The sequence below is a fragment of the Shewanella sp. BJSY2023SW001 genome, from assembly GCF_047314685.1.
GTDB classification, from domain to species: Bacteria; Pseudomonadota; Gammaproteobacteria; order Enterobacterales; family Shewanellaceae; genus Shewanella; species Shewanella indica.
On record NZ_JBKORF010000033.1, the window covers coordinates 24,643 to 50,247 of the forward strand.

18 protein-coding genes are annotated in these 25,605 nt (G+C 54.6%); 8 read left to right on the forward strand and 10 right to left on the reverse strand.

Going from position 1 to position 25,605, the window contains the following annotated elements; translation table 11 throughout:
• Nucleotides 1–252 precede the first annotated feature (252 nt).
• Nucleotides 253–1,503 carry a sodium:proton antiporter NhaD gene (gene nhaD / locus ACMHXH_RS07865; protein WP_039033667.1) on the forward strand — a complete coding sequence of 417 codons (1,251 nt, stop codon included), beginning with the start codon at nt 253–255 and terminating at the stop codon, nt 1,501–1,503.
• 237 nt (nt 1,504–1,740) lie between these two features.
• Here the strand turns inward: nhaD and ACMHXH_RS07870 are convergent, their stop codons facing one another.
• The 6 genes from ACMHXH_RS07870 to ACMHXH_RS07895 all read right to left on the reverse strand — a co-directional run bounded on the left by ACMHXH_RS07870 (nt 1,741) and on the right by ACMHXH_RS07895 (nt 10,813).
• Entirely contained in the window at nt 1,741–3,057 is a 1,317-nt protein-coding gene (locus ACMHXH_RS07870; protein WP_248952528.1) for a sugar MFS transporter, read from the reverse strand.
• A gap of 219 nt (nt 3,058–3,276) precedes the next feature.
• Complete coding sequence (nagX, locus tag ACMHXH_RS07875) at nt 3,277–4,422, reverse strand: transmembrane glucosamine N-acetyltransferase NagX (RefSeq protein WP_052248005.1); 1,146 nt, start codon at nt 4,420–4,422, stop codon at nt 3,277–3,279.
• A gap of 92 nt (nt 4,423–4,514) precedes the next feature.
• Nucleotides 4,515–5,660: an N-acetylglucosamine-6-phosphate deacetylase gene (nagA, locus tag ACMHXH_RS07880; protein ID WP_335912271.1), complete on the reverse strand. Its 1,146-nt coding sequence runs from the start codon at nt 5,658–5,660 to the stop codon at nt 4,515–4,517.
• A 63-nt stretch (nt 5,661–5,723) separates the two neighbouring features.
• Nucleotides 5,724–6,722, reverse strand: coding sequence for a glucosamine-6-phosphate deaminase NagB-II (nagB-II, locus tag ACMHXH_RS07885; protein ID WP_335912269.1), 999 nt, complete (start codon nt 6,720–6,722; stop codon nt 5,724–5,726).
• A complete protein-coding gene (nagK, locus tag ACMHXH_RS07890; RefSeq protein WP_144361816.1) occupies nt 6,719–7,666 on the reverse strand; it encodes an N-acetylglucosamine kinase in 948 nt (315 codons plus the stop codon). Before nagK ends, nagB-II begins: the two co-directional genes overlap by 4 nt.
• 444 nt (nt 7,667–8,110) lie before the next feature.
• Nucleotides 8,111–10,813 (reverse strand): family 20 glycosylhydrolase, encoded by a 2,703-nt coding sequence (locus tag ACMHXH_RS07895; protein WP_144361815.1) that lies wholly within the window; start codon nt 10,811–10,813, stop codon nt 8,111–8,113.
• Between the two features lie 623 nt (nt 10,814–11,436).
• Between ACMHXH_RS07895 and ACMHXH_RS07900 the strand changes: the two genes are divergently transcribed.
• Nucleotides 11,437–12,123: a SapC family protein gene (locus tag ACMHXH_RS07900; protein ID WP_039033662.1), complete on the forward strand. Its 687-nt coding sequence runs from the start codon at nt 11,437–11,439 to the stop codon at nt 12,121–12,123.
• A 166-nt stretch (nt 12,124–12,289) separates the two neighbouring features.
• Here ACMHXH_RS07900 and ACMHXH_RS07905 read toward each other — a convergent pair whose 3' ends face one another.
• Complete coding sequence (locus tag ACMHXH_RS07905; protein WP_039033661.1) at nt 12,290–13,645, reverse strand: NCS2 family permease; 1,356 nt, start codon at nt 13,643–13,645, stop codon at nt 12,290–12,292.
• 352 nt (nt 13,646–13,997) lie between these two features.
• Here ACMHXH_RS07905 and ACMHXH_RS07910 point away from each other — a divergent pair, with 352 nt between their 5' ends.
• Genes ACMHXH_RS07910 through torD form a run of 4 tightly spaced genes read left to right on the forward strand, consistent with a single transcriptional unit; the run spans nt 13,998 to nt 18,512 of the window.
• Entirely contained in the window at nt 13,998–14,150 is a 153-nt protein-coding gene (locus ACMHXH_RS07910) for a nitrate reductase (RefSeq protein ID WP_025009952.1), read from the forward strand.
• Nucleotides 14,151–14,170: 20 nt separating this feature from the next.
• Nucleotides 14,171–15,349, forward strand: a complete 1,179-nt coding sequence (gene torC / locus ACMHXH_RS07915; RefSeq protein ID WP_039033660.1) for a pentaheme c-type cytochrome TorC — start codon at nt 14,171–14,173, stop codon at nt 15,347–15,349.
• 12 nt (nt 15,350–15,361) lie between these two features.
• On the forward strand, nt 15,362–17,851 hold the full coding sequence (gene torA, locus ACMHXH_RS07920; protein ID WP_101094934.1) for a trimethylamine-N-oxide reductase TorA: 2,490 nt from the start codon (nt 15,362–15,364) through the stop codon (nt 17,849–17,851).
• A 31-nt stretch (nt 17,852–17,882) separates the two neighbouring features.
• Nucleotides 17,883–18,512 carry a molecular chaperone TorD gene (torD, locus tag ACMHXH_RS07925; protein ID WP_335912268.1) on the forward strand — a complete coding sequence of 210 codons (630 nt, stop codon included), beginning with the start codon at nt 17,883–17,885 and terminating at the stop codon, nt 18,510–18,512.
• 183 nt (nt 18,513–18,695) lie between these two features.
• Here torD and torS read toward each other — a convergent pair whose 3' ends face one another.
• Complete coding sequence (torS, locus tag ACMHXH_RS07930) at nt 18,696–21,572, reverse strand: TMAO reductase system sensor histidine kinase/response regulator TorS (protein WP_335912267.1); 2,877 nt, start codon at nt 21,570–21,572, stop codon at nt 18,696–18,698.
• Nucleotides 21,573–21,756: 184 nt separating this feature from the next.
• On the opposite strand from torS, the gene torT reads away from it, so the two are divergent.
• Nucleotides 21,757–22,782 (forward strand): TMAO reductase system periplasmic protein TorT, encoded by a 1,026-nt coding sequence (gene torT / locus ACMHXH_RS07935; protein ID WP_101094953.1) that lies wholly within the window; start codon nt 21,757–21,759, stop codon nt 22,780–22,782.
• On the opposite strand, the gene torR is transcribed toward torT, so the two are convergent.
• Entirely contained in the window at nt 22,772–23,482 is a 711-nt protein-coding gene (gene torR, locus ACMHXH_RS07940) for a two-component system response regulator TorR (RefSeq protein ID WP_025009949.1), read from the reverse strand. The genes torT and torR overlap by 11 nt on opposite strands.
• Before the next feature lie 147 nt (nt 23,483–23,629).
• Here torR and ACMHXH_RS07945 point away from each other — a divergent pair, with 147 nt between their 5' ends.
• Nucleotides 23,630–23,998: a PilZ domain-containing protein gene (locus tag ACMHXH_RS07945; protein WP_039033656.1), complete on the forward strand. Its 369-nt coding sequence runs from the start codon at nt 23,630–23,632 to the stop codon at nt 23,996–23,998.
• Nucleotides 23,999–24,090: 92 nt separating this feature from the next.
• On the opposite strand, the gene radA is transcribed toward ACMHXH_RS07945, so the two are convergent.
• The gene (radA, locus tag ACMHXH_RS07950; RefSeq protein WP_039033655.1) at nt 24,091–25,455 is read right to left on the reverse strand and encodes a DNA repair protein RadA; all 1,365 of its coding nucleotides are present in this window, start codon (nt 25,453–25,455) and stop codon (nt 24,091–24,093) included.
• Nucleotides 25,456–25,605 lie beyond the last annotated feature (150 nt).

Here is a 25,605-nt window from a genome sequence, read left to right on the forward strand (position 1 = left end):
CCCAATCAGTGCAAAACACCAAGATATAAAAAATAAACAGACCAAATCACTGGCTTAGCCCGAAAGTCGACGGACGCTTATCACAAAGTCTAAGAAAATGTGTTCCAGTTAACAGTTGCGTTATCCATGTCAGTGTGGTCTGATGCGCACGCGCTATCACAGCTTGATTAATTGAACCTTGATGGCTGACACAAAAACTGCCCACATCCCCCAGGGCAGACGAACATAAAATCAGCAGTTGGAATTGCATTTATGCTCTATACCTTTCTTATCATACTGGCGGTGTTGGCACTGCTGAGTATCATTTTTGAAGAGGTGACTCACCTCAACAAAGCCAAAACGACTCTGTTTTTCGGTTGTATCTCCTGGATAGCTCTGTTCATGTCTGCCGGCGACCCCGGCCATGAAAAGCTGGTAGAGCATCAACTCAATGAAAACCTGCTGGAAATCGCGACGCTCTGGTTGTTTTTGATGTCGACCATGACCTTTGTGGCCTACCTCAACGCCAAGGGCATGATCCAAATTTTAGTGCAGAAGCTGTTTCCGCAACGGGTCAGTACCCGGATGCTGATGCTGCAAGTCGCCCTGTTTTCCCTGGTATTGTCGGCCATCTGTGACAACGTCACCGCTACCTTGGTCTCTCTGGGACTGCTGACCACCTTCAAACTCGACAAACAGATGCGTCGCCGGATGGCGGTATTGATTATCTTTGCCGTCAACTCAGGAGGGGTTTCCCTGATAACGGGTGACGTCACCACCCTGATGATCTTCCTCGGCGGCCATGTGCATATGTCAGAGCTGTTGATGTTGGTGCTGCCGGCGGCGTTCAGCGTGATGTTGCTGGCAATACTCTTCTCCCTCAATGCCAAGGGCGAGGTGTCCACCACACCTATTCGTCAAAGTTACGAGACAGTGGATGTGCTGATAGCCATCATCTTCTTCACCACCATATTGATGACCATGGCACTGAATATTCTGTTTGCCATTCCCCCCGTACTGACTTTCCTCACCGGGTTGTCAATCATGTTCCTGGTGGGCCACACCGCCCGTAACGACAAAGAAGAGCTGCAGATCCTCGAGTATATCCGCCAAGTGGAATACGACACCTTGCTGTTCTTCCTCGGGATCCTCTTGTTGGTAGGGATGCTCAAAGAGATAGGAACGCTGGATCTGCTGGCCCAGGTCTACGCCCGTCACGACCCCAACATTTCCAACTTTGTCACAGGTATGGGCTCGGCGGTATTGGATAACGTGCCCTTGACCGCGGCACTTTTGAAAGCCGCACCGCAACTGACCACACCAGAGTGGCTCGGCCTGACCTACGCAGTAGGTGTTGGTGGCTCTCTGCTGGTAATAGGTTCGGCGGCCGGGATCATCGCCATGAGCAAGGTCAAAGAGCTGACTTTTGTCTCCTACCTCAAGTATGTACCTGCGCTGCTGCTGTGCTACTCGGTGGGCTATGCTCTGACGTTGCTACTGGGTAACTACTTCTACGGCATTTGATATCTATGTCAGCGATAACGGCTCAATCAAGGAACCAATGGCTCATAGCCACAAGCGTACGACTAATCCAAGTTGGAATTGATTACCTGCCAAGCTCGGCACGGAAAGGTTAACTGGTTTCTTTATCTATTCTATTTGTTGCAAGAGCCAGAGTTACAGAAGAATACGAGAGATACCTTGATAAGCAAGAAGCCACCTGTTTAGCAGGTGGCTTCTTTATGCCCGGAATTTCCCTGTTTACCAACTACGCATCTTATGGCCTTTCAGCGCATAGAAGAGAATAAACAGATAACAGGGCAAGCCTATCCAGTAACCCAACTGCACATTGTCGCTGAAGTGGGCGATCTTGCCGAATATCAGCGGCAGTATGGCGCCACCTGAAATACCCATGATCAGCAGCGCCGAGCCCTGGGCCGTGTACTTGCCCAGCCCTTCCAGCGCCAGCGGCCACACAGAAGGCCAAACCAGAGCGTGAGCCAGGCCCATCATGGCAACAAAGGTGACTGTATCCGGAATAGTTGGAATACCGCTCCACCCCCACAGCAGCGACGAGATAGCATGGCTCTCGGCCGATGAGAAGATGATACCAAAGATGCAAGCAATACCCGCCAAGGCCGAGGCGAGTAAAGCCTTTTCCTGGCTGATAAAACGTGGAATACAACTAACCCCCAAAAGGTAGCCGATAACCATAAACACCATGGTGTAGGAGGTCAGGGATGCGAAATTGTTGACGCCAAGGCTGGCACCATAGAGACCTATGGTATCACCGGCAATCACTTCAACCCCCACATAGGCAAAGATGGCTATGGCGCCCAGGATCACCTGAGGGAAATGCACTATACCGCTCTTGTCGGCGTGCTCTCCCTCTTCTCCCTCGAAGGCGATTTCCGGCAAAGCAGAAAACTTCACCAGTGCAATCAATACCACAAGCGCCAGCGTCATATAGATATAGGGCATCACCAGACGCGAAGACAGTTCGCTTATTTGGGCTTCTCGCTCGGCCGGGGCCATGGCAGCCAGATGCCCGGCGGTGAACCCTTCCAGATCAGCCAGTACCAAAGCGGTAAACAGGATAGGCACTATCACCCCGGCCCCCTTGTTAATCAACCCCATGATGGAGATCCGCATGGCGGCGCTCTCCTTTGGACCAATATGCACCACATAGGGGTTGGACGCCGTCTGCAAAATGGTCAGGCCGGTTCCCAGTACAAAAAGCGCCAGCAGGAACATCAAAAAGTTGGCGCTGAAGGCGGCGGGAATAAACAGCATAGAGCCGACGGCCATGATCCCCAGCCCCACCGCCATACCATTGCGATAGCCGGTACGGCGCAGGATAGACGACATGGGCAGCGCCATCACGGTATAAGCGATGTAGAAGGCAAAGGTGACAAACAGTGCCTGAAACTCATTGAGCTCACAGATGATTTGCAGAAAAGGGATCAATGAACCATTCAACCAGGTCACAAATCCAAAGATGAAAAACAGCGCACCTACGATAGTCATAGGCAGAAAACTGCTTCTTGAGGCTGCGTCAGCCGGGGTAGCAACTGTCATGTTCATAAACCTGCTTCTTATAGTAATTTATTGTTTGGCAACCAAATTTATCGGCGCCCCATCCATCTTGAGTGGTGTTTAACCCTTGAAACCTTGATGCCGCGGCAGCTTTATACACGGCTTTGTTTCAATAAAGTTACGTCATAATAACAAAAAAGACAACGCTGTCATTAATTTTAAACCCGGCAGATGGCCGCTTGTTCACCTCACTTAGGCAAGCTAAACCCGAATAAACAACTGCCTGCGATACATCCACCAGAGCAGCAACCATTGCACCCCGAGCATGGCCAATACCCCAAGCAGTGGCTGCCAGTTCTCGGGAGCGCTATTGATAAAACCGCCAAGCAGACTTTCGCTGCTATAGCGCCACTGAACCAGACTGGAAGCGAGATAGATGATGATGGCGTTGCAACCAATCACCACAAAGGGGAAACCCAACCAACGCAGCCCAAGCACATCGATAACGGCGTAAAACAGTGCCAGCAGCAACAGGCTCCAGCCGCTGCTCACCAGCACAAAACTGCTGGTCCAGAGATCTTTATTGACCGGGATCAGAGGATTAAGCAGCCAGCCAAGCCCCAAACAAACAAGCCCGGCCAGACACAGCAAACCTACCCTGCCCCAGGCTGAAAAACTTTGCTGCTGCAAAAAGCGGCCCACAAACACACCGGCCAAAGCATTGACCACTGCGGGAAGGGTCGATAACAGGCCTTCCGGATCATAAGGCTTATGTTGGTAGCTGATCCCGGGCAGGAAATGATTGTCTACCCAGGCGTTGATAGAACCGGCGGCGCTGAAGTCCCCGGCACTGCCGCCCGGGACCGGTAGCCACAGCTGCACCATGGCGTATCCCAGCAAGATAGCGACAGCAACATAGATCTGGGTTCTGAGCCCTGTGTGCCACACCAGCATGGCGGCAAAAAACCAGGCGAAGGCGATACGCCCCAAGACGCTGGCATAGCGTATCTCATCCAGGGCCACCGGCATGCCCGTCCCCCAGCCGTGATTGTAGAGCACGCCAAAAAACAGCAGTAAAGCCAAACGCTTAACTGCGTGCTTATATTTTGGAAGTCGCTCGGCAAACGCCAACTTGTCCAGACGCTTGGGAGACAAACCCAGGGCAACGCCGGAGAGGAAGATAAACAGCGGGAAGATAAGATCGTAGAAGGTAAAACCATGCCAACTGCTGTGGTGCATCTGGCCATCGAACCAACGCCAGCCACTCCAAGTAGTCAGCAGCAAGAGGGCGGCAAACAGCGCTTCACCGCCGAGGATCCAGAACATGTCAAAGCCCCGCAGCGCATCGAGCGACATCAGCCTGGGCTTGTTGGCGGTCTCAGTTGCCGCCGCTATCTTTTCAGTCATAGGGCTTCCCTGTTGTTATTATCTTTATCCGGGTAAAAGCTGCACTGCTTAGGTGAAGAGGGTTAATCGCGTTCTTGGCGCAACGGCTTATTTCACTGCACTCTTTCCTCGGCGGCGTAAACCAATTGACCGCCGATATAGGTGCTTTGCACCTTGAGTTCATTATCGAGCACCAGGAAATCGGCACGTTTGCCCGCAGCCAAGTGGCCTTGCTGCTCAAGCCCAAGAAATGCCGCCGGATACTCGCTCGCCATCCGCATGGATTCTTCAACACTGAGCCCCAGCAGAGAGACAGCGTTTCGCACCGCGGTATTCATATCCAGCACACATCCGGCCAGCTCTCCTGTGATGGCGTTGAGTCTGTCGCCCTGGCGCAGCACCTGCTGGCCAAAGAGCTCAAAACTGGCATCTTGCTCCAACCCCACAGGTGGCATGGCGTCCGTCACCAAGAGCATCTTGCCTTTAGCCTTGGCGCGGATAGCCACCTTGGCTGCAGCCGGATGCACATGGTGACCATCGACGATAAGGCCACACCAACTGGCCTCGTCCTCTATGGCGGCGCCCACCATACCCGGTGCTCTGGAGCCCAAGGGCGACATGGCGTTGTAGAGATGAGTAAAACCACTGGCACCTGCCGCCAGGGCCGAACGCACGGTATCATAGTCGGCATTGGAGTGACCTAGACAAACACGGACACCGGCCTCGACCAAGGCACTGATAACCTCAGGCGCCACATTTTCTGGCGCCAGAGTCACCAAACGAACACCCAAGTCCTGACGGCTGAACAGTGCCAGCTCGGCATCGGAAATTCGGCGGATATATTGCTGTGGATGCACACCTTTCTTCGGCACAGACAAGTGCGGCCCCTCAAAATGTATCCCCAACACCCCTGTGCTTTGCTTGGCTATCGCCTCGGCCACCGCATCGGCCGCGCGATTCATCACCTCGATTCTGTCGCTGATCAGGGTCGGCAAAAAACCTGTGGTGCCGAACCTGGCGTGGGCCCGGCCTATGGTTGCGATACACTCGAGCGTAGGCTCGCCGTTAAACAGCGCGCCGCCACCGCCATTGACCTGCACATCAATAAACCCGGGTACGACCAGGCCTTGCAGGCGGATAGCATCTGAACCTGCCGCAGAGCCCAAGGCCTGCAGATGGCCGTTCTCCACGACAAAGCTCAGATTGTGATGATATTGCCTGCCATCGAACAAGCGCTCGGCGATAAAGGTTTGCGTCATTCTCTGCTCTCCACTGCGTTATCCAGGTTGGGTACGCCGGCCACTTTAATCAAAAGGTTTGACTTAAAGGGTTTGGGTGACTTTCTTAAGCCCGGCCGGTTGATCCGGATCTATGCCTCTGGCTATGGCCACAGCGGCCACATCGATATAAAAACGCTGCAGCAATGCCAGTGGCGCGACTCTGGGGTGAACCTCATTGGCGGTTTGCTTGAGGTGCACCAACTCAGCGCCGCGGCGCCCGACTTCAGCTACCTGCTCAAGATGGCTGGCATAGGATTCATCGGTCACACAGACATCGACTATTTTGAGCTGGTTCTCCACCAGGGTCACAGGGCCGTGAAGAAATTCGGCGCTGGAGAAGGCCTCGGCATGGATAGAACAGACTTCCTTGAGTTTGAGCGCTATCTCTTTACTGATGGCATAACCCAGTCCTCGTCCCAGCACTACCAAATTGTTGCTGCCCTGCAAAGATTCGGCAGTCAGTTGAGGTTCTGCATCCACAGCCGCCTGCAGCGCCTGGGGCAATTCATCTATGGCGCGGGCCAGCTCAGGGCTCTGGGTCCAGGCAGCGGCCAGTTGCAGCAGCGCCGACAGGGTAGCCAAATAGCTCTTGGTGGCGGCCACCGCCTGCTCCTCTCCAGCGCGAAGCGGCAATACAAGATCGACTATGTCCTTGATAGGTGCGGTTTCATCATTGACCAGCGCCACGCAAAAGGCACCGGCTTCGCGGGCCATCTTGGCCTGGGCCAGAATATCCGGGCTGCGTCCCGACTGAGAGATGACTATCACCAGACCACCGGCCAACTGCAAGCGCTTGCCATAGACACTGGCCACCGAAGGCGCGGCGGCAAAAGTAGGCACACCGGCCTCTATTTCAAACAGATACTTGGCAAATACCCCGGCGTGATCGGAAGAGCCGCGACCCACAATCATCACAAACTTGGGCGCAAACTCGCGCAGCCGCTGCCCCAGTTTCCGGGTTAACTGGTCATTGGCCTGCAACTGGTTGGCAATCTTCTCGGGAGCACTGCGAGCCTCGCGCTCCATTATGGTATGGGTCATGGTTTCACCTTTGCTAAGTCGTATGCGCCGGCATCGGCCGGACGGGCTGAAAATTGCGAGTGTTGGTGCATGGCAAAGTGCACGGCACCGATTTCCGGTGGCGCCAACACGGGGGCGATTCGTTCGACCACATCGTCGGCCAGCCAGGGCCGGAGCGGCTCGGCCAGGCCGCCTATCATGGCAAATCGCGGCGGATTGAGTTCAAACAGGCGCCGTGCCAACTGGCTGATATAGTCGGCACCTTCGCTGACAATAGTGGTGGCGGTATCATCGCCCTCGGCCGCACAGGACAGCACTATTCTCGCCAGGGCGGCATAACAACTGGAGGAGCGTCCGGCGAGGTTTTCCACTATCCCCAGGGCATCTGTCACCCCGAAATGGGCCAGCAGTTTGGCGCCAAGGGCTGTTTGCGGCGCAAAACCATCGAGCGATAACAACACCTGCTCCGCGGCTTTCAAGCCCATCCATGCGCCGCTGCCCTTATCGCCCAGAGCAAAGCCATGACCACCGAGAGACAACTGCCGTTCGCCCACATGGGCATAACCGCAGGAACCTGTGCCTGTGATGATGACGGCACCCTCTTCCCCCTGGTGGGCGCCTATGCAGGCGGTATGCAGATCTGTGGTCAGATACATGGCGGCAAAGGGATGCCGCCAATCGAGGATCTCCTGATAAAGCCTGGGAATATTGACACCGGCAAGCCCGAGACCGGCCACCATATTGGCGCAATCGGCTTGCTGCAGACCGGCATCGGCCAGGGCCAAACCTGTAGCACTGATGATGGAGTCGAAAGTTTGGCTCAGACCGTGCAAAGGATTGGCCCGACCGGCAACTCCGGTTCCCAGCACACCCTTTTGCCGGCAGTAGAGGGTTGCCCGGCACTTACTGCCGCCGCCGTCTATCCCTATAAACACTTGTGTATCCGGTGTCGGGTTTTCCCCCATGGCAGACCTCTTTCTGTTTCTTTTATGGTCACGGCGCAATCTGGCGCGGCGGAACACTGACAAATCGCTGCAGTAAGGCGCCTTTCAGGATTAACCCGATGACATTCCACTGAGCGCACTCAAGTTAAAGCTATAGTTAACCATGTGGTTAAACTAATGTTACATCACAAATGACAGCGTTGTCATTTAATTTTAATCAGCAGAGATAAATCGACTCATGGCTAGGACTCGCCATTGACTAATACATTGAAAATTAACCAATAAATATTCAGCAAGCCACTATCTTTGAGCGACTCGGGCCCCTTAACCACTCTTAAACGCCACTCTTCTAACGCAACTCAAGTATTAAAACCAGGCATTAAAAACCGGGCATTAAAAATAAGTCAGGCAACGTGGGCTGGCGTTATCTGTTAACGCCAGCCCACATCCGTACCTGCTTAAAGACTAATTCAGTGGCTGAACCCGGCTATAGCGGCGGCCATCGGGCGAAACACTGCGAAGCTCAAGCGGCGCAGCAATTGCCACAGGGCCGCGATACTCCTGCCATTCAGCCCCTGGTCGGCGATATTGGATCTTGAGCCCGGGAAAGATGATATTGGCCTCAAGCTTGCCATCCTTGATTCTGCCGCCCGGCAGCGGCAAACGGTAATGGACCCCGGCCTTATCCAGCTTGGCCAGTTCCTTATGCCCCAGGATGTTGGCCAGTCGATGCCAATCCTCTGCCTGCGCCTGTCGCTGCTCGGCAACGAAGTGACCGGAATCCTGGCTGTAACTTGCCCCCTGATGCCGGTAAGCCAGTTCCCAGTCCGGCTTATGCCAGGCCTTTTCCGCCAAAACCAAGAGGCGAGGGAAAATCATGTAGGCTGCGGTCGTGTCGCTGCGAATCGTCTCGCTCCAGAGTTGCCCCTGCAGGCCTATAAAGCCCCTGCCCGGCGCCATTGGGCCGCTGAGACGCTTTCCTTGTGGGCTGAGTTGCTCTGTGTCATCGGCGACAAAAGGCCTGGCCTCAATATCGCCCCACTGCTCGGCATTGGCCGGCAGGTTATCCGGCATAAAGCTGTGTAACTTGCGACTGTTGCTGCTGCGACTGGCCCAGTAATAGCCGGGCTCTTTCGGATCGGCCGCCGGCGGCATATCGAAATAGAGTACTTCCGGGTTGGACAGTACAGTATCCCAGCCGAGATTGGCCTGGGCATGTGCCCGTTTGAAGCCGCCGTGGGCGACTATGTCCCAGATATTGCTTTGCACCGGGCTCGGCATATTGGCCGGGTTGACGTGACTCATGCCATCGCTCCAACCGGCAGCCTCTATGCCGCGATCGGCCAGCATCTGCGATACCCGCTCAATAAAGTAGGCGCCGAGGGCCGATTTGTCGGCCACTCGCTGCGAATTGGCCGCAATAAAGCGTTCACAGGCCGGCGAGTCGAGCCAGGCACCGGCGGTCTCATCGGCACCTATGTGATAGCGCTTAAGCGGTACTCCGGCGGCCTGATGCAGCTTGGCAATTTCATCTATCACCTTGGCGACAAAGGTGTAACTGGACTCCATACAGACATTGAGCGTGTTGTCGTTGTAATACTGAATAGAGCTGTAGACAGTGGCATCCTCGGGATCCGCCAGCAGATATTGGCTGGCGGCCTGACTGTCGCCCTGAGCCAATAACTTGCGGCTGCGGGCCTGCATCGATTTGATAGCGGCGCGGGAGTGACCCGGCATATCCATCGACGGGATCACCTGGATCTGTCTTGCGGCGGCAAACTTGAGAATGTCGATATAGTCCTGGGTCGTGTAGTACCCGTTGACCTGAGTCTCAGGATTGGGGCCACTGCCGAGTTGCGGCAGCAAACAGCGGTTTTCATCGAGATCATGGCAACGCTTGCTGCCAATCTCGGTCAGCTCCGGCAGGCCGGGGATCTGCAGGCGCCAGCCTTCATCGTCGGCCATGTGCAAATGCAATACGTTGAGTTTATAAGCCGCCATCTGCTCCAGCAGGCTCAGCACAAACGCCTTGGAGTGGAAGTTGCGGCCAACATCCAGATGCATACCACGAAACGGGTATCTGGGGCCATCTTGAATGCGCAGCTGTGGCAGTGCTATTGATTGGGTATCATCGGCAGGCAACTGCAGCAAGGCGGCAAGACTCGCCAAGCCATAGGAGTAACCCGCGGCGTCTGCGGCGGCCAGGTTAATTTCGCCAGCCTCAATCTCGAGTCGATAGTGCTCGCTTTGCCCGCCCTTGAGCGGCAGCAAGTTAAGCGCCAATCCTTGCTCGCTCTGGCTGACACCCAGCCTTTGTAGGCGCAAGAGCGCCGCCTCAAGTGATTGCAGCTCGACTCCGGTAGCTATGTGGCTCGGGTTAAGCTTAATCCCGGCATTGAGGGTGACGGGTGTTTGCTCAAGCCAAGTCACTGAATCCGGCTTAGGAATAAGGCTTGCCACCGCAAGGCCGGCATCATCGGGAGTATCGGCATTTTGGCCGAAGACGACATTGGCGGTATCCCAGGGCAGCTTATCCTTTGAGCTGCGGCGATATTGTTTCTCGGCATCCGTATAAGGCTGCACATAGGGAAGCAACTCAAGCCCGGTATCCGGGTCTTGCTTAACTTCAGTGCTGGCGATGACCTCCGGCTTGAGCCCCTCAACCACCATGTAATAGTTGGGCATGGCATCGATTTCCGACAGCTGCCACAGCTCACCGCGAAAATTGATGATTTCGCTGACACCCTTTTTGAAACCGCCGAAGGCGGCGGTTGGCGTCAGACGATGCAGATCGCCCTGAATATGCTCTATATGAAACTCAGGCGAGGCAACCGAGAGTACCGGACGCATCTGGCTAAAATAGATGGCCCAGTCAGAAGCGCTGAGATCTTCGCTCGGAGTCAGGCGAATTTGCGCCTGGAAACAGCGGCCTTCGGCACGGCTCGGGTCGCAGTTATCATCCGGCACATTGGACAGCACAGCATATTTCAGCTGCAAACTCTGGGCAAAGCTATGCAGCTTATTCTGAGTCAGATCTTCGCTCGAGGCTTTTGACGAAGAACCGGCTTGGCTCTGCCCTGGTTCAGTCCCGGTTGCCGGCGGCTTGTCAGAACAAGCCGTCAGCCCCAAGCTCAAGGCAATGGCTAACGCCGCGATAGTTAACTTCATTCCGTTACTCTCCTGTCCTTATTATTGTTTTCACCATGATGCCATATTCCCTGTCGACTCAAGCAGTGGCTGTCACCTCAACAAGCTATGTTGAGTGACAACCGGGATAAAAAAATGGCCAGGTACTGAAATCAGCACCCAGCCCACTCTAGTTTCCGGGGAGAGACTACAGTATTGAAAACACAGTTGCGCAGCCGCCCGACAGATACTCAACTGTGGAAGGCATGTAAAGGAGACCTCATCCTCGACATGCAGACCTTACAAGACAGCATGGTCATGGAAACAATAGTCACACAAACAATGACAACGCTGTCATTATTAAACATACACAAGTACAAACCTTATTTCTACATTTTTTTGACAATTTTTATTTTCCCAAGCCCCCTTGAAAACAGCGCTTGCAAACATATTTTTAACAATGACATCCAGTTTGCCCACTGTTAACATCCGCAGCATGCTTGGGGTCACAAGCCAATAAGTCTCAAGCTGAACTTTTTACTGGTTTGCGGTACTAATACAACCGAAGAAGCGGTTCTGGCCCGATATTTCAGTGACGATTTATTTTCCGGTGCGTCAGTTGATTGGCTGACGGAACCTCAGATAACAACAAGGATAAAAAGACAATGACAGCACAATACGTCCCGCTCAACAACGGCGCACACAAGGCTCTGAAAGTCACTCCAGGCATAGATTTCAGCGAATTTGAGCAGCACCATATGTTGCCCTTGCTGGTGCAGGAATTTTTGCCTGCCGCCACCAGTTTCCCGATCATTTTCGCCAAGAACAGCCAAAGTGGAGAATTCCAGCCGGTTGCCATCACCTCTCTGAAGCCTGAGAGCAACTGCTTTATCAAGGACAACACCTGGACCCGACGTTACCTACCTATGCAGTGCCGGATGCAACCTTTTGCCGCCGGAGACTCCAGCCAGGAAAATGTACTTATCGGTATCGATGTCAACAGCAAGCATGTCAGCGAAGACAAGGGCGAAGCCCTGTTTACCGAAACCGGTGAGCAGACCGAATTCCTGAAAAACCGCATCGAATTTATCGGCAACCTGATTGAGTACCGTGAGATCACCAAGCAGTTCGTCAAGACCCTGACCAGCCATGAATTACTGCAACCCAAGACTCTGACAGTAACCAACAAACAGGGTGAAAAGAGCAATATAGATGGCCTCTATATCGTCGATGAGCAAAAGCTCAATGCCCTGAGCGATGAGGTTAAACTGGAATTTGCCAAGCGCGGCGTCTACTCACCGGTTTATGCTCACCTGTGCTCGCTGAATCAAATCGACTTGCTGCTGGATTAATCCACTCATCCCTATTCCGGGACAATAAAAACGGCGGCCAAAGCAGTAATGCTTGGCCGCCGCCTTATTGGATCACGGTTAGTTTGCCCTATAGGGAATTAAAAGCGCCAACGAGTTAAGCCTTGTTTGCCTTCCCTAAACCAAGCCTAAAGCTTGAACTTCAGGGTTAAATGGCCCAGCCGCCCATATAGAACACCACCAAGCCTATGGTGATAACCAACACACCAGGCTTGAGCTTACGCCACTCACCGCTGCAGATACGGCCGATAACCAGGGTCGCAAACCCCAACATAATGCCTGTGACTATGTTGCAGGAGAGTATGATGAATACCGCACAGGTCAGTCCCGCCATGGCGTCTACCTTGTCATCAAAGTCCAGCTTGGTGACATTGGACAACATCAGCAGTCCCACATACATAAGCGCAGGCGCCGTGGCGTAGGCAGGCACCAAATAAGATAGGGGTGCCAGGAAGATCATCAGCAGGAACAGCACCCCCACCACAGTGGCGGTCAGGCCTGTTTTTCCACCTGCAGCAGTACCGGCGGCCGATTCAATGTATACAGCGGCAGGTGCGCCGCCCACCAGACCGGCGAAGATAGAACTGACAGAATCCGAGGTCAGCGCCTTGCCGCCCCCTATGATGTTGTCATTCTTGTCCAGCAGATTGGCTTGTCCGGCCACGGCTCTTATGGTGCCTGTGGCATCGAAGATGGCTGTCATCACCAGCGCCAGCACTATCGGCAGCACCACAGGGTTAAGGGCGCCCATGATATCCAGCTGGCCAATCAAAGAGCCTTCAGCGCCTAAGTCGGGTATGGCAAACACGCCTTTGAACTCCACATTGGGGTCAAACAGCAAACCAAACACTGACAGGGCGATTATCACTAACAGAATGCCGCCCGGCACCCGGCGACGCTCGAGTCCGATAGTGGCAGCCAGCCCCACAACAGTAGCGATCACCGGCAGGCTGTGGATGTCGCCGAGCTTGACCGGCAAACCGGTATCATTGGCCACAATCAGTTGCACACTGTTAGTGGCAATCAGCAGCAAAAACAGGCCGATACCTATCCCTGTACCATGGGCAATCCCCTTGGGCAGGTTAGCAAGCACCCACTGGCGAACGCCGGTAACGCTCACCAGGGTAAAGACGATACCCATAAGGAAAATCGCCCCCAGGGTGACAGGCAGGCTCATGCCCTGCCCCAACACCAGACTGAAGGCGGTAAACGCAGTCAGTGAGATGGCGCAGCCTATGGCCATCGGCAGATTGGCCCACAAACCCATCAGCAATGAGCCGAAAGCGGCAATCAGACAGGTGGCAATAAACACGGAGCCGGGATCAAACCCGGCCTTTCCCAACATGGAGGGTACAACGATAACTGAGTAAACCATGGCAAGAAACGTGGTCAAACCGGCGATCACTTCCTGGCGGACAGTGCTGCCACGAGCGCTGATATTGAAGAAGCGTTCCAGCCATGACGATGTAGTAGGTACAGCGGTATTTGTCTTTGAAGACATCATAATTATTCTACCTTTTTGATCTCTTTATTCGGGTCAGATGACGCCGGCTACGGCAGGTGAGAGCCCCGCTGGGCGGGTGAGAGATCCACAACAAAACGTGACCTGCAGGTGGTGGGCACCAAGGAGTATCGTCAAACGATGTCCAACGCAGCCTTTGTTGGTCGCGGATAATACTGCAAATTGGCGCCCCCGGCTAAAAAGATTTCGGGATCTGTGGCTCATCCTGAATATGCAGTTGTTCATAACTTTTCATATTTTCTCAAATCCCATTCATTGGCAGCGCAATCGCCATTCACATCCTTTCCCTATAGTGGCCCCATCAAGCAAACCCTGCTGCGTTGGAGCAATCACTATGTCTGAGTCCACATCAAGCAAAAAACAGGAACTTATGGCCCACGGCCTGATTATTTTCATGCTGTTTCCGGCCCTGACCATCACAGGTATCAGCCTCTATGGCCTGATCATCTGGATCATGCTGGCCCTCGGCGGCGTCGCCAGTCACTGATACAAGAGAGGATTGAATAGATGAAACGGTTAATAGCAATCTGGCGTACTCTCAACCGCCCAACCAAGTACCTGAGCCTGGGCGCCATCAGCCTGTCAGCCTTTATCATGGGCATTATCTTCTGGGGCGGCTTCAACACGGCGCTGGAAGCCACCAACACAGAGGCCTTCTGTATCAGTTGCCACTCGATGGAGAGCAATCCCTATCAAGAGCTGCAGCAAACTGTGCATTGGTCGAATCACTCCGGCGTGCGGGCAACCTGCCCAGACTGCCACGTGCCCCACGACTGGAGCCGCAAGATAGCCCGTAAGATGGAAGCATCTCACGATGTCTGGGGCTGGCTGTTCCAAACGGTCAACACTCCGGAAAAATTTGAAGCCAAGCGTCTGGAAATGGCCAGCCGTGAATGGAAACGCTTTGCCCGTGACAACTCCCAGGCCTGTAAAAACTGCCATGACTACAAGTCAATGAAATGGGAAGAGATGTCAGCCCTGGCGCAAAAACAGATGAAACAGGCGGCCGAGAAAGATCAGTCCTGCATCGATTGCCACAAGGGCATAGCTCACAAGCTGCCTGATATGGGCACAGCCAGAGCCCCGGAACTGATTGCCGAAGTGGGTTCGGGTGAGACTTCACTGCAACAGGGCGGCAAATATTTCAGCGCCTTGACCAAGCCTCTGTATCTGGATGACAAGAGCGCGGAAGAAGCCGGTACTCTGAACGTGGCCACCGAAATCAAGGTACTGGAGCTCAAGGGCAAGCGCGTCAAAATCGCCATCGATGGCTGGCGTAAAAAGATAGGTGCCGGCCGGGTGATCTACATGGACTTCGGTATCAATATCCTCTCGGCTCAATTGACCAAGGCCGCTGCCGAAACCGACGGGGTGATCAAGACCTTTGAAGAGAAAGAAGATCCCATGACTGGCCTCAAGTGGCAGCGTGTGGAAGCCGAGATCTGGACCGACAGCGATTATCTGCTGACCGAACTGGCACCACTCTGGGGCTATGCCCGCAGCACTTATGCCTCTAGCTGCAGTGTCTGTCACACCCAGCCCGATGAGCATCACTTTGATGCCAACACCTGGCCGGGCATGTTCCAGGGGATGTTGGCCTTCGTCAACATGGATCAGGACACCCAGGCACTGGTGCAGAAATACCTGCAACAACATTCTTCCACCTTCAGCAAAGAAGAGCACTAAGAGGTTGGCGTTATGAACAGAAGAGACTTTTTAAAAGGCCTGGCCTCCACTTCCGTTGTGGTTGCCGGAAGCAGTTCGGTACTCGCTCCCCTGTCGGCGCTGGCCAAGGGGATGGATGACGGTGACGCCTGGCTGACCACAGGCTCCCACTTCGGTGCATTTCGTATCAAGCGCCGCAACGGGGTTATTGCCGAAGTCAAACCACTGGAATACGACAAGTATCCCACCGACATGATCCGCGGTATCCGTGGCCTGGTCTATAACCCATCACGGATCCGTTATCCCATGGTGCGGCTCGACTTCCTGCTCAAGGGACACAAGAGCAATACCCATGAACGCGGCGACTTCCGTTTCGTTCGTGTCACCTGGGACAAGGCCTTGACTCTGTTCAAAGAGTCGCTGGATATCATTCAAACCCAGTACGGCCCATCTGGCCTGCACGCCGGACAAACCGGTTGGCGAGCCACCGGACAGCTGCACTCAAGCACCAGCCATATGCAGCGCGCCATTGCTATGCACGGCAACTTCGTCAAGAAAGTAGGCGACTACTCCACCGGCGCCGGGCAAACGATTATGCCTTATGTGCTGGGCTCTACCGAAGTGTACGCTCAAGGCACCTCCTGGCCGCTGATCCTCGAGCACAGCGATACCATAGTGCTCTGGTCCAACGATCCATATAAAAACCTGCAGGTGGGCTGGAACGCCGAAACCCACGAGTCCTTCGCCTATCTGGCGCAGCTCAAGGAAAAGGTCAAAGCCGGTAAGATCCGGGTGATCAGCATAGATCCGGTCGAAACCAAGACCCAGGCCTATCTGGGTTGTGAGCAGCTGTATGTCAACCCACAAACAGACGTGGCCTTGATGTTGGGTATCGCCCATGAGATGTACACAGCCAAGCTTCACGATGCCAAGTTTATCGAAGGCTATAGCCTGGGCTTTGAAGAGTTCCTGCCCTACCTCCTGGGTGACAAAGACGGCATCGCCAAGACTCCGGAATGGGCCGAAGCCATCTGTGGCGTCAAGGCTGAAGTCATCCGCGATCTGGCCCGTACCCTGACCAAGGGCCGCACCCAGATCATGATGGGCTGGTGCATTCAGCGTCAGCAACACGGTGAGCAGCCTTACTGGATGGCAGCGGTACTGGCCACCATGATAGGCCAGATAGGCCTGCCTGGCGGTGGTATCAGTTATGGTCACCACTACTCAGGTATCGGCGTACCTGCCACAGGTGCCGCCGCACCGGGCGCCTTCCCGCGCAACCTGGACGAAGGCCAAAAGCCACTGTTCGACAACAAGGACTTCAAGGGTGCCAGCAGCACCATTCCGGTCGCCCGCTGGATAGATGCCATTCTGGAACCCGGCAAGACTATTGATGCCAACGGCAGCAAGGTCACCTATCCGGATATCCGCATGATGGTGTTCTCGGGCAACAACCCCTGGAACCACCATCAGGACAGAAACCGTATGAAGCAGGCGTTCCGCAAGCTGGAATGTGTGGTCTCCATTGATGTGAACTGGACCGCCACCTGCCGCTTCTCAGACATAGTCTTGCCCGCCTGTACCACCATGGAGCGCAACGATATCGATGTCTACGGTGCCTACGCCGGCCGCGGTATTCTGGCGATGCACAAGATGGTTGAACCGCTGTTTGAAAGTCTGTCTGACTTTGAGATATTCACCCGCTTTGCCAAAATACTCGGCAAAGAGAAGGAATACACCCGTGGGCTAACCGAAATGGAATGGCTGGAAAAACTCTACAACGAGTGTAAGGCCGCCAACCAGGGCAAGTTTGCCATGCCGGACTTCAACGAGTTCTGGAAGCAGGGTTATGTGCACTTCGGTGAAGGGCAAAACTGGGTCAGACACGCCGACTTCCGCGAGGATCCTGAGATCAACCCCTTGGGTACTCCTTCAGGCCTGATTGAAATCTTCAGCCGTAAGATTGCCCAGTTCGGTTATGATGACTGCCCAGGCCACCCAGTGTGGATGGAAAAATCCGAGCGCAGCCACGGCGGTCCAGGCAGCGATAAGTACCCGGTTTGGCTGCAGTCCTGCCACCCGGACAAGCGCCTGCACTCACAGATGTGTGAGTCCAAGGAATATCGCGAAACCTATACAGTGCAAGGGCGTGAGCCGGTTTACATTAACCCTGAAGATGCCAGGGCCCGCGGTATCAAAGACGGCGATCTGGTGCGGGTGTTCAACGACCGTGGCCAACTGCTGGCCGGTGCCGTCGTCTCCGGCCGTTTCCCCAAAGGGGTAATCCGGATCCATGAAGGCGCCTGGTATGGCCCGGTCGGCAAAGATGGCAGCGTCGAAGGCGGCGCCGAAATCGGTGCCCTGTGCAGCTATGGTGACCCCAATACCCTGACTCAGGATATAGGTACCTCCAAGCTGGCGCAGGCTTGCTCGGCCTACACTTGCCAAGTGGAGTTTGAAAAATTCACCGGTAAGGCGCCCAAGGTATCCTCCTTCGATGGGCCGATTGAGATAAAAATCTAACCTAAGGTTCGCAGATAACTGAGGTAAGCCAATGGAACAGTTAAATCAAGGCAGAGCCATGCTGTACAACTTCCTCTCGGGCCTGTTCGCCCGCGAGTTGAATGCCGAGCGCCTGAATCAATTGACGGCGCCGCAGAGCAAGGACTTCTGGCAACAGCTGAGCAGCGATCCTGCCCTCAAGCAAGAAGCCAAGCTGATGGAGCAAAAACTGCTGGCCATCGCCTGGATGCAGGACAGAGACAAGGCGCTGCTGGAGCTGGCGGCAGACTTCTGCGGGCTGTTTCTGGTGGGCAGTAAACAGAGTGCTTCGCCCTATGCCGGCCTCTATCTGCAAGCGGATGACGATGTCACCCTGTTCGGTGAACAGCATCAACAGATGCTGACCTTTTTGCAGCGAAGTCAGCTGCAGCTGAGCGGTGACTTCCCCGAACCCGCCGACCATCTGGCGGTGGTTCTTGCCTATCAGGCTCATCTGTGTCTGAACGCCTCGGCCTCAACGCAGCAAGAATTTCTGCAAGAATGTCTGCTCAGTTGGCTGGAGCCATTTTGTCAGCGGGTGATCGAATGCGATCGCGGCGGTTTTTATGCCGCGCTCGCGCGCCTGACCCTGGCCTTTGTTCAAAGCGATGCCGAATGGCTGAAAGGCGCCGCAGCGCACTGAGCGAGGCGATTTAGACCAGTGCTGACTCAAGTGCTTGCCTGAATCAAACGTAACACAGCCTCCCCCTAATCAAAGGATCAAAGGGCGCCAACTCGAGTATCGAGCGGCGCCCTTTCTATATCTTCAGCAGCCGTTAAATGCTGCGCTTCTTCTCTTTCGCTTAAACCCCAGGTAAAAAGCACCTTAGTCTGATTGCTGCTCAAGCCAGTTTTCGAGCGCCAGCAATGATGCCGCTACGCAATCTGTCAGCTCGGTAAGTTCCTCGTCGCTCAAAGGATTGCCAACCTTGATGGACTGTTCCAGTGCGGCGCAGCGCAAATGCAGCGCTTCAAGCCCCATGTTGCCACTGCTGCCCTTGAGTGCGTGCAGCTTGGCAGCCATGATATCCCGTTGCCCATCCGCCGCCTTTAAAGCTTGCAGCTGCGCGTCACAGCTATCCACAAACTGTTGCCGCATCTCCAGCAAAGTGGCCTTGCCGAGTACCTGCAAGTCCTGCTCAAGTTGCTCCAGCGCCAGCCATTGGGCGTTGTCCGTATTGCGGGGTGATACCCTATTGCCAGGCGCTTGGATATCCTCTTCCTTATGGCGTTCATCACTCAGATTCGAGCCGGAGACAACCCCTAGCCAATTGGCCAGTGCCTGCAATCCCAAGGGCTTACCCAGCACTGTATCAAAGCCCATGGCCTGATAATCAGCCATGTCCTGAGTCTGCAACTGGGCGGTAAAGGCGGCAATAGGCACCTTGGTGCCCAGCTGTTGCCTGAGCTCAGGCAACAGCTCGCTGCCGGAGCCGTCACTCAGCTGTAAATCCAGCATCACGGCATCAAAGGGGCCTGACGTGTTATCAAGCAACACACTTCGCGCCTCAGCCAAACTGACACACAAGAGTGATTCATGTCCAAGGTGCGCCAAAAAGCCCTGAGCCACCAGGGCGTTAACCCTGTTATCTTCCACCAGCAACACCCGCTTGGCGATTTCACTCTGCGGCAGGCGACTCGATTGTTGCTCCCCCTGCTCACAGGGCTGAAGCGGCACACTGAAACTGAAACGGCTGCCCTGTCCCGGTGTACTGATAACGTCTATGGCGGGCTCATCCTCGCTCTCACGGCCATTCATCAGTTGCACCAGGTCACGACTGATACTCAGCCCAAGCCCGGTACCCCTGGCACTGGCATGGGTCGCCTCTGTGGCATAGGGGGTAAACAGATGCGCCATGGCTTCGGGGCGGATGCCGATACCTGTGTCAGTCACGCTGAAGCACAGGCGTGCACCTTCAATACTGACCTCCAGAGTCACACTGCCCTTGGTGGTAAACTTGATCGCATTGCCCAGAAGGTTAAATAATACCTGCCTGAGCTTGGGCCCATCAAGCCAGACCCATTCGGGCAATTCCGGCTTTAACAACCTGAGCTCAAGCCCGGCAAGATTAGCCCCGGCCAACATGATGGCGGTCACTTCGTTGAGCAGCGCCGGCAACTCCACAGCCCTTGGCTCATTGAGCAGCCTACCCTGCTCCAGACGTGAAAAATCGAGAATGTCATTGAGCACGGTTTGCAGTTGAGTGCCACTGTACTGGGACAACGCCAACATCTGCCGCGCCTTGGCGGGTAACTCCGCCTGCCCCAGCAAACTCAGGGTGCCGAGCAAGCCATTAAGCGGTGTACGTATTTCATGACTCATGGTTGCCAAAAACAGCGACTTGGCCTGACTGGCTTCCTCCAACTGGGCATTGGTCTGGGCGAGCTCGCGGGTTCGCTCGGCGACCTTCAGCTCCAGCGCCAATTTATGCTCGGTCAACTCGGCGGCAGTGCGTTGCAGATCCTGCTGCAACTTTTGATTATGGGCCGTTTTCTGTTTGAAGGCTTCCAGCGCCGAGGCCATAGCAGTAAGTTCATCATCACCGTAAGAGCGTATACTGACATTGGTATCGCCAAGACTCAGGCGACTGAGTGCCTGGGTGGCATCGCTCAAGCGCCGGGCGATGCCCTTATAGATAACCTGCCAACTGACAAACAGGATCAGCAGCAACATCAAAGCGCCCGTCCCCCAGAGCCCTGCGCTGGCCCAATTGAGCTGCCCCAGATAGTCGCGGCGGGCCAAATTCAGCTGTTGCTGTTGGCCTTCGAGGGCGGCATCCACGGTTTGCTCCATCGACTTGAGGTTATCAGAAATCACCAATTGCCTTTGTTCCAGTTGCTGCTGCAACTGCCATATCGCTTCGGCCAATTGTTGACCGGCAATGACCTGGTCAAGACGAGCAAATTCTGCCTCGAGCGCCTCGGCTCTACCTGGGTCCCGAACCAAATCGGCCACAGGAATACGCTTGAGCAATCCCGGGGACAGGGCATCATCGGTCAACGGCGCCTGGTTGATGGCGCCGACCAAGTCTTGCGGCGCATCGGCCGCGGCAAATATCTGCCCGAGCAAGGCTATCTTGTGGGTCAGTTTCAGGGCGCGGTTGAGCTGCTCGGCGCTGCTGAGATCCAGCTCTATAATGTCATCTACTGTCTCAGCGCCAGGGATCTGGCTCAGCTTGGCAATAATAACTGAATCCAGCACCGCCAGCTCGGAACGCAGCAGATTATCGGCCTGCTTGGAAGCCTGTACCAGTAAAAGTCCTTGCTGCTTCAGCGCTTGGGTACGCTCAAGTCGCTCGCCAGTCTGTTCGCCGAGTAAGGTCAGCTCGGCGATAATGGTGGCCGCCGCCTGTTTAAGGTTGGCCGAATCCGGCACCGCCAACTGCTCCAGGGTCGCTATCGCCGCCAACATGCGATTGCTTTCAAGAGACAGGCGGCGTCCCAAATATTGACGCTGCTTTTCATCTGCAACTGTGCCCAGGCGCTGGGCATTCTCCGCCAACGAGGTGGCCGACTGCGATAACTGCCGCGCGGCTTCCGATGCGGGCAAGGCCTTCTCATACAGAAAACTGTCGGCACCCTTGACCCAGTGCAGGCTCAAATTGCCCAGAGTCACCAGTAATAACAGCAACAGCGCCAGTAAACAGAACGCCAGCATCAGACGGCCGGTCAGGCTGCTCAGCCATGAAGATAAAGGTCTCACTTGTTATCCTTGTTGATACCGGTTCGCATAGGCATTGACTCACTCAAACATTCAGCAGGAATGCTATGGTAGAATACTTGCATCATATATCAGGGCCTTCCCCATGAGCCAATTTTCCGCCAAGTTTGAGGCTGTGTTGCCTGCAACTAAAAAACCGCTACAGCTGTGGTTATTGGCTCTGCTGATGTTTATCCCTGCCGCGCTGGCCAATGAAGCCTGGGAGCTGGAGCAACGCAGTCCTTTCAACGAAGCAATCCAGCAGGCCAGCCCTCTGACCCACACGCCGCTCACCAAGGCCAACAAACCTTGGAAACTGTGCGCGTTGGTGCCGCATCTGAAAGATGCTTACTGGATAGGGATTAATTATGGCTTAGCCAAACAGAGCCAAGTATTGGGGCTCGGGCTGGAACTCCATGAAGCCGGTGGCTATGGCAACACTCAAACCCAGTTGGCACAACTCAAATCCTGCCTCGATGGTGATGCCGATGCCATTTTGCTCGGCGCCGTCAGCCCACACCTGCTTGAGGGCCAGGCGCTTGAGCTGACCAAGCCGGTGTTGGCGCTGGTGAACCAGTTGGCAGACAGCCGAGTACAAACCCATATAGGAGTCAACTGGTATCAGATGGGTTATCTCACAGGTCAATTTCTCGCATCCAAACCATATCAACGTCTGGCGATGCTGGCGGGGCCCGAAGGCCGCGGTGGTACCGATCTGGTGGAAAAAGGCGTCGGACAAGCACTGCAAGACAGCACCGTAGAGATAGTGGCCGTGATGCATGCCGACAACAACCGCAATCTCTACCGGGATCAGCTCAATCTGTTGCTTAACCAAAATAAGCCGCCGCTGCCACAAGCCTTACTCGGCAGTGCTGTGGCGATTGAAGCCGCCATGGGCACTCTGAGACAGAGAAATATGACGGATAAAATGGCGCTGGTAAGCAGCTACTTGTCTCCGGATGTCATGCGAGGCCTCAAGCGCAACAAGGTCGCTTATGCCAATGATGACAGAGTGGTACTACAGGGGCGGCTGGCGGTCGATCTCGCCGTTAGGCTGTTGCAGGGGGAAAAGGCGTTTGGTGATATAGGCCCGGCAATTTTGCAATTGCGCCCGGATAACCTCAACAGCATGCAACTAGATGACAGTTTGGCACCGGCGGATTTCTACCCGGTATACAGAGTGGAAGCCAAGGGCTCAGAACTCAGTCGCTAACATCGGCGGCAAACAGATAACCTTCACCATGCACAGTGACAAACAGCTCTGGACTCAGCTTGCTGCGCAGACGCCGAATAATCACATCTATGGTACGGTCGTTAACATCCTGATCCCTGTGACTGGTTTGTTGCATCAAGCGCTCTCTCGATAGCACCTGCTGCGGGTGCAGGGCAAAGGCCACCAGCAGTTCAAACTCAGCCTTGGTCAACTTGATAGCCTGCCCATCCAAGCTCAAACGGCGGCTATTGAGCTGCAGGTGATAGCCTTCGAAATAAAGATTGTCGTCCGAGCGCGACAGTTGTTCGGCCGTTTGTTGCTGCGCCTTCTTCACCAGAGAGATGCGCCAGAGCAGATTTTTGACCCTGACCCTGAGCTCACGAAACTCAAACGGCTTGGTGACATAATCATCGGCGCCCATTTCCAGGCCAACTATTTTATCTATCGCCTCATCCCGGCCGGTCACCAGAATAATGCCCACATCTGAGCGACTGCGCAGCTCACGGGTCAGCATCAAACCATCGTCACCAGGCATATTGATATCCAGCATCACCAGGTCCACATGCTGTTGTTGTAGTTGCTGCCACATCTGCTCACCGTCAGCGGCCTCCATCACCTGGTAACCATCTTTTTCAAAGTAGCCTTTTAAACGAGTCCTAATGATAGCCTCATCGTCCACTATCAATATGCGGTATGCCATGCTTGTATTCCAACCGGCTGGGATAGAGGCCATTATTCACAATTTTTCATATTTTGTCTGTAGCGGATAGATATTTGACCTGAGTTCGGTGCTAAGCGCTTTTTATGTGGCTACAATAAGGACGAATCAAAAATTAAAGGACTGAATATGGACGAAAAGCGCAAGTTTTCGCGGATCCTGTTTAGCATAGATGCCCAGCTGAGCTGCGGTGACAAGGTGTGGAGCACCCATTTGCTGGATCTCTGTCTCAATGGCGCCATGGTGGAAGAACCTGCCGATTTCGCTCCCGAAGGCGTGCTGAAGCTGAGTTTTTGCCTGCCCCAGTCCGAAGTTGAACTGTGCATGGAGGCTGATGTCGTGTATCGCCGCAACGGCCTTCTGGGCCTCAAGTGCGGGCTTATTGATATCGAGAGTATCAGTCACTTAAGACGGCTATTGGAGCTGAATCTTGGTGATGCCTCACTGCTGCACCGGGAGTTGGAACAGTTTATCGCCGAACATGAACAGAGCCGCTGAAGCGGCTCCTGCTTCACAGGTCACAGGGCGGCAATAGCCCTGTTTGCCGGGCTATTACTCCACATAGCACTCACATAGCGCTCACATAGCAATCATAAAGCCCCGAGTGCCTCGCTGAGTTTGCTCACCCCTATCACCTGCATCCCCTGAGGCGGCTTTTTCGGCATATTGGCCTTAGGCACAATCGCCCGGGTAAAGCCATGCTTGGCAGCTTCCACCAAACGCTCCTGACCATTGGGCACAGGACGTATCTCACCGGAAAGGCCCACTTCGCCGAACACCACCAGATCCCTGGGCAGAATATCACCACGGAAACTGGAAACCATGGCCAACAGCAGAGTCAAATCGGCGCTGGTTTCTGTCACCTTGACACCACCGACCACGTTAACAAATACATCCTGATCCGACATCTGTAAGCCGCCATGACGATGCATTACCGCCAGCAACATAGCCAAACGATTGGCATCCATCCCCACGGCGACTCGCCGCGGATGCGACAGTGCCGAGCTGTCCACCAACACCTGTAGCTCCACCAGCAGCGGCCGGGTGCCCTCCCAAACCACCATCACCAAGGAGCCGGAGGCAGCTTCATCGGCGCGTGACAGGAATATCGCCGACGGATTGGCCACTTCCTTGAGCCCCCGTTCCGTCATGGCGAACACTCCCAGCTCATTGATGGCACCGAAGCGGTTCTTATGGGAGCGCAGGGTACGGTAGCGGCTATCGCTGTCCCCTTCAAACATCACGGAGCAATCTATACAGTGCTCCAGCACCTTGGGGCCGGCCAGAGAGCCATCTTTGGTGACATGGCCGACCATGATAATGGCGATACCATTTTGTTTGGCAAAACGGGTCAGAAAAGCGGCCGACTCACGAACCTGGGCCACACTGCCGGGGGAAGACTGCACATCGCTGATATGCATCACCTGAATCGAGTCTATCACTATGACCTTGGGCTTCTCCCGCAGTGCCACAGTGCAGATGGTCTCGACACTGGTTTCGGACAACATCTTCAAACGTCCGGTGGGCAGACCCAAACGATGGGCACGCATAGCCACTTGCTGCAAAGATTCCTCGCCGGTGACATAGAGAGCCGGCATTGTCTCTGCCAGCTGACACAAAGTTTGCAGCAGCAAGGTACTCTTACCGGCCCCCGGATGACCGCCAATCAGGATGGCACTGCCGGCGACTATGCCGCCACCGAGCACACGGTCGAATTCGATAAAGCTACTGGGGATCCTGGGCACTTCGTTGAGATCTATCTGATCCAGTGTCTGGATCTCACTGGCACCGGCGCCGGCATAACCGCTGAACTGACCACCCCGGGATGGTGTGGCCGCCCCCAGTCTGACTTCGGTAATGGTATTCCATTCATGACAAGCACTGCACTGCCCCTGCCAACGGGGAAAGTCCTGGCCACATTCGTTGCACACGTATGCTGTTTTATTCTTCGCCATCTGGGTTCAAACTTGTGTAAAATCTGTAATAGTTAATTAAAATAATTGCACTTTCAAAGTGATAGTTTCAGCGCGATAATCCCGATTTGGGTTCAAGCTTCCCAAAGCCGGGCCGACATAAGACTAACAGTCAGCACAAGAATAAGCACC